This is a genomic window from Bifidobacterium sp. wkB338 (assembly GCF_003688325.1).
In the GTDB taxonomy this organism is placed as follows: Bacteria; Actinomycetota; Actinomycetes; order Actinomycetales; family Bifidobacteriaceae; genus Bombiscardovia; species Bombiscardovia polysaccharolytica.
The window spans coordinates 40,687-52,506 of record NZ_NPOR01000049.1; the positions used below are offsets into that span (position 1 = coordinate 40,687).

Consider the following 11,820-nt stretch of genomic DNA (forward strand, 5'->3'; position numbering starts at 1 on the left):
CGGGTGGTCGAGGCATTGCCGACCGTGGTCCACCGGTGGTCGTCCGGTCGGATATCGGACTATTTTCTGCGCTATGAGCAGTATATGTCGTGGTCATCCCGGCAGGAAGACCGTGTGTGACCCAGCGGATCGGACAGGTCCACAACCCTGGTCCTAGGCTCTCCCTCCGGTCCCTGCTCCTCAAGAATGACACGACTCCAGGAGACGGCCCTGACCGCTTGGGGGCAGCGGTGGAGCAGCTGGGAACGGCACCAGGCCCGGGTCTGCTCCGGCCCCTGGTCCATGGCCTTGGTGATCTGGTCGGGATCCGCCAGTCGCAGGATGGATCCTCTGAGTCGCCAGGGCAGATCACGGCCGGGATCCACCCGTGCCCAAGCCAAATCCAGGGCCGCCAGACGGGGATCCGACCAGTCCAGTATGGCCCGGCGGCGGCGCAGGCGCTCCAAAAGCTGCCATTTGAGCAACCATTCCAATCTTCCTGCCTGATCGGTCATAGCAAGACGGGCCTCGTCGTCGCCCGAACGCACCACAGCCAGATCCTCGAGCACCTGGTCCCAGAGGTTCAAAACCCGGTCGTCGGCACAATCTGGCTGGTCGGCATCCTGTCTGGCCTGGCGGGCCGCATCCAGCAGTGCCTTTTGGATGGTCAGCGCATCGGCGCATCCCCCGTTTGCCAGGGCAAGCGGCTTGGTCAACGTGACATCACGGGAAACCGTGTGCAGGGCAGACACCGGATCATCCAGGGTCCAGCGATCCAACAACTCATCGATTTGGCGGGTCGAATCGCCCTCGGATTCCAAGAGTCCCAGCAGCAGATCGGTGGTCCCCAGCTTGAGAACCAGGGGGGCATCCAGCCGGTTGGCGTCGCCCACAATCACATGGAGACGGCGACTGTCCGGCCCTGCATGCGACTCGTCCCTGGTATTGATGATTGGCCGCCCGAAGGTGGTCTGCAGTCCAATGCGGCTGGTCAGATAGTCGGCGCGCTGGCTGAGCTGGAAGCCGGCCTCCTCGCTCCTGGGTCCCAGGCCCACTCTGCCCGAACCGGTATAAATCTGCCGGGTGACGAAATGAATGGTCATCAGGGCCGCCACTCTGGCGAAGGGCACCGCCCTGTCCATCAAATAGTTCTCATGGGATCCCCAGGCAGCACCCTTGCCGTCCACGTTGTTCTTGTAGAGCGCCAGGCCCCCTGCCCTCTCTGCTGCCTGGGCCATCATCCGATCACCCGCACGGTCCTGGACCAGCGCATCGAAAGCATTCACCGTTTCGGCCGAAGCATACTCGGGATGGGCATGATCCACGTAAATGCGAGCGCCATTGGGGGCTGCCACATCGATCAGCCGTGCACCGGGCGCATCAGTGAGCATGCTCGGCGCGGCAGCGGAACGCGGCAGGCGACCTCCCCTGGCGTCATTTACCGGATCCTCGCCACCGTAGTCCCAGCGGATGTGAGCCAGGTCCGGCCGGGCCGCGGCCCTTACCAGACGCAGGGCCAAAGTACGTGGATCAGCGCCGGGATCCTGGGGGTCAGCAATGGCATATTCCGTCTCGGTGCCCATCACCCGCCCGGCACTCATGACCGCTCCCCTGGCCCATCGACGGGGCGAACCTCTTGGACCTGCCCTGGGCGCAGTCCGGCCAGATCGGCCCAACGGTCCGGGTCCTGGCCGCGAAGCTCTTCCATAGTGTCCTCATACTGCCCATGGACCGCCCTCAAACAGAGCCCACGGTCAAGACCCACCTGTCGACCCTGTTCGATTGAGGCCTTGACCGCCATGGTCTTGACCCGGTCAACCAGGTTATGCAGCATGGCACCGGAGACCACGGACTGAAGGTAGAGGGGCTTCCATCGGCCTGTGGCATCCATGATATTGCCCAGCAGATGGTCATCATCCCGGGCGAAGAGCCCGTCGACCAGCACCTGGATCAGATCCTCCGGACCGGCATCATCCTCCATGGGCATGTCTGAGCCCAGATACTTGCCCAGGATGGCGGCTGACCTGGTTCTGTCGGGGCGATCGATGCGGATCTTGACATCCAGCCGTCCCGGGCGCAGAACCGCCGGGTCGATCATGTCGATGCGGTTGGAGGCGCCGATGACCATGACCTGGTCCAAGGACTCGACACCGTCCAGCTCGGTCAGGAACTGGGGGACGATGGTGGTCTCCACATCCGATGAAATGCCTGACCCCCGAGTGCGTAACAGAGCATCCATCTCGTCGATGAAGACCACCACTGGTCCACCCTCGCCTGCCAGGCTGCGGGCCCGGGCGAAGAGACGGCGGATCAGCCGTTCGGACTCGCCCACGAACTTGTTGAGCACCTCGGGGCCCTTGACCGACAGAAAGACCCCGTGGCCATCGCTCTCCTGAGCCAGGGCGCGGGCCAGGGCCTTGGCAATCATGGTCTTGCCATTGCCGGGCGGCCCATAGAGCAGAACACCCTTGGGGGCCTGAAGCCCGTAACGACGCATCAGATCGGCATGCTGGAAGGGCAACTGGACAGCATCACGGATACGCTCAATCTGCCTGTCCAAGCCGCCGATATCGGAGAAGTCCACGTCAGGAGTCTCCTCCAGCAGCATGTCGGATTGGTCCGACTCAGGCAGAACAGCCAGGGCCATTGAACAGCTTTCGTCCATGAGCAAGGCGCTGCCTGCCTCGATAGGCTGGTCCTGCAGAGATCCTGCACGTGCGGCGACGCGGGTCTGCCCGGAGGGGTCTTCCACCAGCAAGGCACCGGATTCCAAGGTTTCCCGCAGCGTGCGGACCTGCCCAGTCACCGGCTGATCACCCACACGCACCACCACCATATCGGCGTTGAGCAGAACCTCCTGGCCAGCCCTGATCCGCTCGGCGTGGATATCAGACGCCAGGGGCACCACCATCCGCCTGGAACCGTTCAGAATCAGCAGGCGGGCCTGTTGTACCCCCTGGCTGTCATAGGCAACAGAATCAACGCCCAAGGCCAGAGCAACCGTCAAGGGCGGCTGACCCAGCTGGGCCAACTGGCTCTTGGCCTTGGCCAGCTCCTTGGCAGCCCTGGTAAGCGCCGTAGCCAGGGCACGGTTGCGCCGCTCGCCAGCCTGATCCTGGTCATTTGCATCGTCGGCCTGGTCAACATCATCGGACTGCATGGCTTCTCTCCTTCGTCCGTCCCTGGAATTCCCGCTCGGCCTGGACAGCCAGCCTGGCGGGAGGGCTCAGCTGCAGCTGGCTCCCTCTTCCAACCGAGCTCCACGGGCCCAGTCCATAGCCTTCATGGCACGCTTGCCAGCAGCCTTGACCATCTGCAACTCCAGGGGCAGGGTTTTGGTGCCCACCCAGAGGTGGCGACGGTCCATGGCGAGCCGCCCAGGCTCCAGATGCTCAGGAAGCCCGGGCTCGTCCCCCCGGGCCGGTGCCGCCCTGAGCACGGTCAGCCCTATCTGCTTGTCCTGCGGGTCATCGCCTTGCTGATACAGACACCAAGCTCCTGGCTCTGGGCTGCATGCTCGAACCTGCCGATCCAGGGCAAAGACGGGCACGTCGAAGCGCATGTGAGCATCCTGGTGGGTGATTTTGGCGGCCACCTGATAGGCGCCCTGCGTCTGCTCCTTGGGTTGAATCCGACCTTCAGCAAGGGCCTCCAGGCTGGCAGCCAGCAGGTGGGATCCATCCTCGGCCAGCCGATCCAGCAGCTCGCCCGAGGTCTCGTGCGGTCCAATCTCCACCGTGGACTGAGCCAGGATGGGCCCTTCATCCATGCCGGCCGTCAGCCTGAAGACCGTGGCCCCTGTGATGGTATCCCCGGCCCAAATGGCCCTCTGGACCGGCGCTGCCCCCCGCCACTGCGGCAGCAGGGAAAAGTGCAGGTTATACCAACCACCTTCAAAGGCATCCAGGACCGACTGACGCAGGATCCGTCCGTAAGCCACGACGGCCGCACAGCTGGCACCCGTTTCCTGCAACCGCGCCGGAAAATCCGGATCGGATGGGTTGTCTTCAAGAACGGGGATCCCCAGCTTCAGGGCTTCAGCCTTGACTGGACTGGGATGCAGATGCCTTCCACGCCCCTGGGGAGCGTCGGGTCTGGTAAGCACGGCAGCAACCCGGAAATGCTCCTGGTCGGCCGCCAGCAATCTCAGAGATGGCAAGGCGACCTGGGGTGTGCCCGCAAACAGCAATGTCATGACCATATCGGCAATCTCCTTTTCGTCTGACGGCTTTGGACCACTACACTTTCACTGCACCTGAGGAATGTTCACTCCTGCCTCGATCAGGGCGGTGCGCAGCCCGTAGGGGTCACTGAATCTTAGGCTGCGGATGCCGGCCTTGTTTGCACCGACTACATTCATACCCTTGTCATCCACGAAGAGGGCCCTGTCAGCCTGGATTCCGAACTGATCCAGGGCATACCGGTAGATGGCCGGGTCGGGCTTGAGCATGTGGATGGGCCCGGAGACCACCACCCCATCCAGCCTATGCAGGAAGGAGTCGCCGTCCCAGGCGTGATGGAAGAGCTCGGCACTCCAGTTGGTCAACCCCCAGACACCCAGGCCTGCCGCTTTCAGATCCTCCACCAGCATGCGGGCACCGGGCACAGGGCCGGTCAGTGAATCGACGAAGTGGTCACAATAGTAGGCGAACATGTCATCCCAAGGGGCTCCGCAGTTGGCGGCTACCCAGTCAAGGGCCTGGGCGCAGGTGGCTCCGCCGTCCATCATGTTGTTGGCCCGGTAGAAGCCGGAACGGCTGTCGTCCAGCATGGCCTCAATACTCTTGTGCCCGTATCGGGCCACCATGGCCATCTCGGGCTGCCAACGAATCAGAACGTTGCCGAAGTCAAAGATGACCTGTTCAATGGGTTGACCTTGGGCCTGAGCCGCTTCCTGCTCAGCCTTGATCACATCTGCCTCAACCCGGATCTCGCCCGGCCATCCCTTCATGACTTTCCGCCTTTCGTGAATTCGTCCATATGCGCCTCTGCCTGCGCCCCCTCATGAAACCACGCCGCATAGACCCTGTACATATCCGCCTGAAGCGACAATCAGGTCAGATCCTTGGGATCCATCCGGAAGCGCAGCTCTCCTCGCCCGCGACCGGCCACGTATTTGGCCTGAGCCTGCTTGAGATCCTCAGCCAACTTGTCCCGGCGGCTGGTGGGTACCCGAACCAAGGCTCGGACCCTGTCCTGGGTTCCCTCCAGATAGCCGGCTTTCAGCGTGGAGGGCGCAGGTATGGGCACAGGCCCAAGCAGGGCAGGAACAGGTTCAGTGCCAGCATCTGTGACAGCCTCCTGACCCGGCACAATCCCGACTGCGTCAAGCATCCAGACGACGGCCTCCCTTTCACCCCAGATCGCAGCCATGCCGACCGCAGGGGGCATGGCAGTCAGCCGGCGGTCCTCCAAATCGGCGGCGGCGAGCACCGGTCCCTGCCAGGTCATCAGCGCCTGGGCCAGCTGGGGATCGCACTCCCCCAGCAGGAGCACCTGACCTCCCTGGGCCCGGGAGCGACAGAAGGAAGCCACGCGCATCCAGGCTCCCAGGGTGTCCATGCGCGCATCGATGCCAGGGGCATACAGGCTGGTCCAGGCATCCAGAATGGCTACGGCCCGGTATCCTCTCGACAGCCGGGGAAGATCAGGATCGTTTGTATCTGCTTTGTTGCCAACGACACCCGAGCCGACCACCCTGGGCTCGGCGCCCGGAGTGGCAATGACCAGACTGGGACGATCCCGGACGCTCTCTACCACCCCGCGGGGCTGGCTGGGCGAAGAGATGACGATGGGCACATTTCTGAAGAGCATGCGCAGCTCCTGCGCCGTCCCAGCGGCGCCTACCCTGACGACCCGAAGCCGTGAACCCCCACAATCCGGACAGGACCAGTCCGTAGCCGCAGCACCGCACCAGGCGCATCGGGGCGCACCAGGCCGTCGTGCCCGCAGGGGTCCGGTACAGCGCGGGCAACGAGCCTGATGATGGCAGCGAGCGCAACTCAGGCTTTCGAATATGCCGTCCTGAGGGATGGACAGCAGAACCGGACCACGCTCCAAAGCTTTGTTTATAACGGCGACAGCGGTATGCGGAACCCGGGCGCCCACGGTCGGGTCGGCCAGATGGCTCAGTTCCTCCCGGTTCAACCAGCGAATCCAAGGAAGCAGGGTCGTCACCGCGGACCGGTCAAGCGTCAAAGCGGTTCCTGGACCAGTCACGCCAGAGTCCGCCTCGGTGGCCTCGGGCAGACTCTCCCAGTGGGAACGCACGCTTCTGGCACGGGCCATGGCCAGGAAGACACCGCCGTGGGCACGCGCCCGGAGCCTCAGCACCCCGCGGGCATTGGCATATGGCATCATCCCATCGGCGTACTGGTAGCTGGCATCGTCCATAAGAGCGAAGAGGGCAGGGCCCTCCACCGGGGCGTACATGGCGGCCCGCAACCCGATGGCGCAGCGGACCTGACCGGAAGCAAGAGCAAGATAGGCCCTGTAGCGCTCGGCGGGAGCCATGCCGCTGTCCAGAATGGCGAAATCACCCGACCAGCCGCGTGCCTTCTGTTGGCCCGGACCTGCTGCGACAGAAGGACCAAAGGGACGCAGTCCCAGTTGCTGGAGAACTGCAGACAGGTGAGCCACCTGACGGGTGCCCGGCAGTACCATAACCGCCGATCGACCGGCCAGCAGTGCGCCAATCAGTACCCTGGCAGCCAGAAGGGCGGCCTGGTCCATACCGGGCAGAATATCAATCAGAAAGGCAGCGAAGGCATCCTCTTCCAGCGACTGATCCAATTTCTTCAGCCCCTGATAGCCCGGATCAAGTCTCTGTTTCAGGTCCTTCTGTCGCTGGGCCAGTCCGGCCACCCAGCTGGGGTCGGATGCCAACCGGGGTTGACCGGGAACCAGCTGCTGCTCCTTGTCGATCCGGGCGACGCGAGGGGGCAGGGCCAGACGCAGAATGTTGGCTTCAGTGCCCCCATAGGCTCTGGCGATAGCAGTGATGTCCGCGCGCAAAGAAGATGAGATCAGGCTGCGATCCAGCAACACCCGCTCCAGATAGCGCAGGGATGCGCTGGGAACCTGGCTGTCCGAGACACGTTCCCAGATGATGCCGTTGACTCTGCGCGCCCCAAATCGAACACGAACCAGGCATCCCGGCTGTGCATGATCGGCCTGGTCAGCATCCACCAGATAATCGAAGGTCCCGCCCAGATGAGTGGCCTGGACATCCAACACCACCCGTGCCACGGGGGATTCATCGGCTGGTCGGCGCGGGGGCCTCTTTCGACTGCTGCTCGTACGACGACGCGGGGCAAGACCATCCAGGGCGGGCTGACTGATGGCCTGCGAATCCATGGCTGATCCCCTCGCTTTCACAATTAAGAGAGCCGCGGTGGATTCCCCAGTTGATGACCCGGGAACCCGCCGTGGCTCTTGATGAACAGCTGCTACCTGGTCATGCCGATGGCGGCCTTAAGCTCGCCAACCTTGTCCACCTGCTCCCAAGTGAAGTCGGGGTCCTCCCGGCCGAAGTGCCCGTAGGCTGCAGTCTTGGCGTAAATGGGCCTCAACAAATCCAGCTCATCGATGATGGCGGCAGGCCGCAGATCGAAGACCTTGCGCACGGCCTCCTGGATCTGCTCCCGGCTGACCCCCTGCTCGGTGCCGTAGGTCTCAACGTTGACGCTGACCGGATCGGCCACACCAATGGCATAGGCCACCTGGACCTCGACCTTGTGCGCCAGTCCAGCGGCCACGATGTTCTTGGCCACCCAACGCGCTGCGTAGGCAGCGGACCGGTCGACCTTGCTGGGATCCTTGCCGGAGAAGGCGCCGCCTCCATGATGGGCCGCACCGCCATAGGTGTCCACGATGATCTTGCGTCCGGTCAGTCCTGCGTCAGCCGCAGGGCCACCCAGAATAAAGGAGCCGGTTGGATTGACCAGCACCCGGTAGCCCTGGTGTTCGAGAGCCTTGCCGCAGACGCGATCCAGTACAGGGGTGATGACATGTTCCATCAACTGCTCCTGCAGCCAGTCATGCCCAACCTCAGGATCGTGCTGGGTGGAGATGAGGACCGTATCCACCCGGCGGGGGCGGTCATCCTGATCGTATTCGATGGTGACCTGCGTTTTGCCGTCAGGCCGCAGGTGGGGAATGATTCCCTCCTTGCGCACCTGTGCCAGCCGGAAGGCCAGCTGGTGGGCCAGGTAGATGGGCAGGGGCATGAGCGTGTCGGTTTCATCGCATGCGTACCCAAACATGACTCCCTGGTCGCCGGCCCCCTGGGACTGGTAACGCTCCTCACGGGTGGCGGCGCTCTCCTGGCTGGCCGACAACCGCTCCACGCCCTGGTTGATTTCCTTGCTCTGCTCGCTCAGAGCCACGGTCACGCCGCAGGAATCCGCATCCAGACCAATATCTGAGGAGGTGTAGCCGATCCTGCGCAGCACGGACCGGACCTGGGACTGGATGTCCGTATAGCCCTGAGACGATACTTCTCCGAAAACGAAGAAGAGGCCAGTGGCCGCCGAGGTCTCCACAGCCACATGCGAATGCGGATCCTGGGCGATCAGATCGTCCAGAATGGCATCGGAAATCTGGTCGCAAACCTTGTCTGGATGGCCCTCGGTCACTGATTCAGCCGAAATCAGCCGTCGCTCTGTCATTTCATTCACCTTTGTCTAGAAACCGTCATCGCCCGAGGACGCTGTGTCGAGAGTCGAGAAGCTCAGTTGCCTTCGCTCAGATCGTCCTCGCCCAGGGTCTCCTCAAGCAGGCCCTCATTGATCTCGCGGAAGGCGATGGACAAAGGCTTCTCCTGGTTCTGGTATTCGACCAGGGGGCCGACGTTCTGCAGCAGGCCCTCGTTGAGCTGTGTGAAATAGGAATTGATCTGACGGGCCCGCTTGGCCGCGAAAATGGACAACGCGTACTTCGAATCGGCGTGCTTCATGAGGTCGTCGATGGGTGGATTCGCAAATCCCTGCGGATGGGGCTCGGTACCGAATGCCATAAGATGTTTCTCCAATTCGACTGGATGAACCATTCATTCAATCTGTATGATTTTACCGCCCGGGCTCGATTTTAGCCTTGGATGCTTCTCTGCCGGGAAAAGCAGTGTGAACACGCCGGAAATTCCAACATGTGGTCATGTTCGAGCCGTCACCGTCCCCGTTCACTTGAATAAAACTATGCAGATGCGATCAGCCAAATTAATGAAGGAACGAGAGTTCGCGGGCGCCCGTGCTCTCTATCGTGCCGCTGGCGTCAAGGGCGAGGACTTCGGCAAGCCCATCGTGGCCATCGCCAACTCCTTCTCCGAGTTCGTGCCCGGCCACGTCCACCTGAACAAGGTAGGGCGCCTGGTCTCCAAGGCCGTCAAGGAAGCCGGCGGCATCCCCCGCGAGTTTAACACCATTGCTGTGGACGACGGCATCGCCATGGGCCATACCGGCATGCTTTATTCTCTGCCCAGCCGTGACCTGATTGCGGACGCTGTGGAGTACTCGGTCAACGCCCACTGCGCCGACGCCCTGATCTGCATTTCCAACTGTGACAAGATCACCCCAGGCATGCTCATGGCCGCCTTGCGTCTGAACATTCCCACGGTATTCGTTTCCGGGGGCCCCATGGAAGCCGGACGTACCGTCATGCCCGATGGAACAGTCCAAGAGAGCACCGATCTGATTGACGTCATGTACGCCTCGGCGGATGACAGCATTGACGATGCGGGTCTGCTGGCCCTGGAGAAGACGGTCTGCCCAACCTGCGGTTCCTGCGCCGGCATGTTCACCGCCAACTCCATGAACTGCCTGACCGAGGCCATGGGTCTGGCCCTGCCCGGCAACGGCACCACCCTGGCCTCACACACAGCCCGGAAGATGCTCTTCGAGCGGGCCGGCAAGCTGGTCGTCGAGATCGCCAACCGCTACTATCAGGATGACGACGACTCGGTCCTGCCGCGTTCCATCGCCACCAAGAAAGCCTTCGAAAACGCCATGACCATGGATGTGGCCATGGGCGGATCCACCAACACCGTCCTGCACATCCTGGCCGCCGCACAGTCGGCGGATGTGGACTTCACCCTGGACGACATCGAGCGCATCTCCCATACGGTCCCCTGCATCTGCAAGGCCTCTCCCTCCGGAGACTGGGAGATATCGGACGTTCACCGCGCCGGCGGCATCTGCGGCATCCTGGGCGAGCTGGACCGTGGCGGTGTCCTTCACCAGGACACGCATTCCATCGACTACCCCGATCTGGAGTCCAAGCTGAACGACTGGGACATCATGCGCCCCACCTGCCTGGATCAGGCCAAGGAGCTCTACCATGCAGCGCCCGGGCACATCACCTCCCCCGAGCCTTTCAACCAGTCCAAGGAGTGGGAAGACCTGGACACCGACCGCGTCAACGGCGCCATTCACGACCTGGACCACCCGGCCGTCTCTGAAGGCGGCCTGGCTATACTGCGCGGCAACCTGGCCCCCGATGGCTGCGTGGTCAAGACCGCAGGCGTGCCCAAGGAAATCTGGAACTTCCGAGGACCGGCCCTGGTGGTCGAATCACAGGAGCAGGCCGTTGAGGTCATACTGAACGGCACCCTGCACAAGGGTCAGGCCCTGGTCATCCGTTACGAAGGACCCAAGGGTGGCCCGGGTATGCAGGAAATGCTCTATCCGACCTCATTCGTCAAAGGCAAGGGAATCGGCAAGGACGTGGCCCTGCTGACCGACGGCCGCTACTCCGGCGGCTCATCTGGCCTGGCCATCGGCCATATCGCTCCTGAAGCAGCCAACAAGGGCCCCATCGCCCTGATCCGCAACGGCGACATGATCCGCATCGACATACCCAACCGGCGTGTAGATGTCGAGCTGAGCGACGAGGAACTCGCCCAGCGCCGCGCAGAACTGGAGGCCGGCGAAGGTTATGTGGCCCACAGGGACCGCAAGGTCTCGCTGGCGCTGAAGGCATACGCCGCTTTCGCCCGCTCTGCAGACAAGGGCGCCACACGCGACCCGGATCTGATCAACCGGTTGTCCGGTCTGGACTGATAGATCAAAAATCCCCCAATCGGGCTCTCATCCGATTGGGGGATTTTTGACTCTTCTGGAGTAAGGCCAAGTACAGGCCTGATGCTCAGAGACCGTATTCCTTGGCGATTACCGCCCAGAGAGCCTGGGCGGCTTTATCCACGTTGTCGTTGACTATGACCTGGTCGAACTGATCCTCAGAGGCCAACTCCACCTTGGCGGTCTCCAGCCTTCGGGCCCGCTGCTCCTCATTTTCAGTTCCCCGCATGTTCAGCCTGGTGACCAGATCCTGGAATGAAGGCGGCGCCAGGAACACATAGAAGACTTCCAGGCCCAGCTCCTTGGCACGTTCGCGAACTCGGTGCGCCCCCTGCAGGTCAATCTCCAGAATTGTGGGCACCCCTGCCGTCAGATGGTCCAGGACAGGCTGCAGCGGGGTGCCATAGTGGGACATGCCATGCACCAGGGCGGTCTCCAGAAAGTCTCCGGCGGCTTCCCTGCGGGCAAACTCCTGCTCGTCCATGAACCAGTAGGTGATGCCGTCCTTCTCGCCCGGACGCGGCGCCCGGGTGGTGGCCGAGACGGAGACCCAGACCTCCGGGTGGGCATGACGCAGGGCTGCTTCCACTGTGCCCTTGCCTACGGCCGTGGGCCCTGTCAACACAATCAGCCGACCGCCCGTCTTCCCTGGCCCCCCGGTCTGTTCTCCCGAAGGGTCCTGACTCGACATATCGGCACCGCTGATCGCTGACACGGCCACTTCCTTTCCTCAAGGTCATCCTCCGGCATATCTGGACCGGAACATGGG

At 62.7% G+C, this 11,820-nt stretch carries 9 protein-coding genes; 1 reads left to right on the top strand and 8 read right to left on the bottom strand.

Features of this window, described 5'->3' with window-relative positions; genetic code table 11:
• Positions 1 to 71: 71 nt before the first annotated feature.
• The 7 genes from dop to rpoZ all read right to left on the bottom strand — a co-directional run bounded on the left by dop (position 72) and on the right by rpoZ (position 8,995).
• Positions 72 to 1,580, bottom strand: a complete 1,509-nt coding sequence (gene dop, locus CI603_RS08745) for a depupylase/deamidase Dop (RefSeq protein ID WP_121913827.1) — start codon at positions 1,578 to 1,580, stop codon at positions 72 to 74.
• A complete protein-coding gene (arc, locus tag CI603_RS08750) occupies positions 1,577 to 3,139 on the bottom strand; it encodes a proteasome ATPase (protein ID WP_121913828.1) in 1,563 nt (520 codons plus the stop codon). Before arc ends, dop begins: the two co-directional genes overlap by 4 nt.
• 66 nt (positions 3,140 to 3,205) lie before the next feature.
• A complete protein-coding gene (fmt, locus tag CI603_RS08755; RefSeq protein ID WP_121913829.1) occupies positions 3,206 to 4,180 on the bottom strand; it encodes a methionyl-tRNA formyltransferase in 975 nt (324 codons plus the stop codon).
• Between the two features lie 45 nt (positions 4,181 to 4,225).
• Positions 4,226 to 4,930: an HAD family phosphatase gene (locus tag CI603_RS08760; RefSeq protein WP_110425506.1), complete on the bottom strand. Its 705-nt coding sequence runs from the start codon at positions 4,928 to 4,930 to the stop codon at positions 4,226 to 4,228.
• 101 nt (positions 4,931 to 5,031) lie between these two features.
• Positions 5,032 to 7,335: a primosomal protein N' gene (locus tag CI603_RS08765; RefSeq protein WP_121913830.1), complete on the bottom strand. Its 2,304-nt coding sequence runs from the start codon at positions 7,333 to 7,335 to the stop codon at positions 5,032 to 5,034.
• 92 nt (positions 7,336 to 7,427) lie between these two features.
• The gene (gene metK / locus CI603_RS08770; protein ID WP_121913831.1) at positions 7,428 to 8,648 is read right to left on the bottom strand and encodes a methionine adenosyltransferase; all 1,221 of its coding nucleotides are present in this window, start codon (positions 8,646 to 8,648) and stop codon (positions 7,428 to 7,430) included.
• A 62-nt stretch (positions 8,649 to 8,710) separates the two neighbouring features.
• Complete coding sequence (rpoZ, locus tag CI603_RS08775; protein ID WP_015022131.1) at positions 8,711 to 8,995, bottom strand: DNA-directed RNA polymerase subunit omega; 285 nt, start codon at positions 8,993 to 8,995, stop codon at positions 8,711 to 8,713.
• Positions 8,996 to 9,173: 178 nt separating this feature from the next.
• Between rpoZ and ilvD the strand changes: the two genes are divergently transcribed.
• Positions 9,174 to 11,033: a dihydroxy-acid dehydratase gene (ilvD, locus tag CI603_RS08780; protein WP_029678603.1), complete on the top strand. Its 1,860-nt coding sequence runs from the start codon at positions 9,174 to 9,176 to the stop codon at positions 11,031 to 11,033.
• Between the two features lie 85 nt (positions 11,034 to 11,118).
• Here ilvD and gmk read toward each other — a convergent pair whose 3' ends face one another.
• Complete coding sequence (gene gmk, locus CI603_RS08785; RefSeq protein ID WP_121913832.1) at positions 11,119 to 11,742, bottom strand: guanylate kinase; 624 nt, start codon at positions 11,740 to 11,742, stop codon at positions 11,119 to 11,121.
• Positions 11,743 to 11,820 lie beyond the last annotated feature (78 nt).

Coding starts and splice junctions, on each gene's coding strand:
- dop (WP_121913827.1), bottom strand. CDS start 1,580: ATGAGTGCCGGGCGGGTGATGGGCACCGAGACGGAATATGCCATTGCT.
- arc (WP_121913828.1), bottom strand. CDS start 3,139: ATGCAGTCCGATGATGTTGACCAGGCCGACGATGCAAATGACCAGGAT.
- fmt (WP_121913829.1), bottom strand. CDS start 4,180: ATGGTCATGACATTGCTGTTTGCGGGCACACCCCAGGTCGCCTTGCCA.
- CI603_RS08760 (WP_110425506.1), bottom strand. CDS start 4,930: ATGAAGGGATGGCCGGGCGAGATCCGGGTTGAGGCAGATGTGATCAAG.
- CI603_RS08765 (WP_121913830.1), bottom strand. CDS start 7,335: ATGGATTCGCAGGCCATCAGTCAGCCCGCCCTGGATGGTCTTGCCCCG.
- metK (WP_121913831.1), bottom strand. CDS start 8,648: ATGACAGAGCGACGGCTGATTTCGGCTGAATCAGTGACCGAGGGCCAT.
- rpoZ (WP_015022131.1), bottom strand. CDS start 8,995: ATGGCATTCGGTACCGAGCCCCATCCGCAGGGATTTGCGAATCCACCC.
- ilvD (WP_029678603.1), top strand. CDS start 9,174: ATGCAGATGCGATCAGCCAAATTAATGAAGGAACGAGAGTTCGCGGGC.
- gmk (WP_121913832.1), bottom strand. CDS start 11,742: ATGTCGAGTCAGGACCCTTCGGGAGAACAGACCGGGGGGCCAGGGAAG.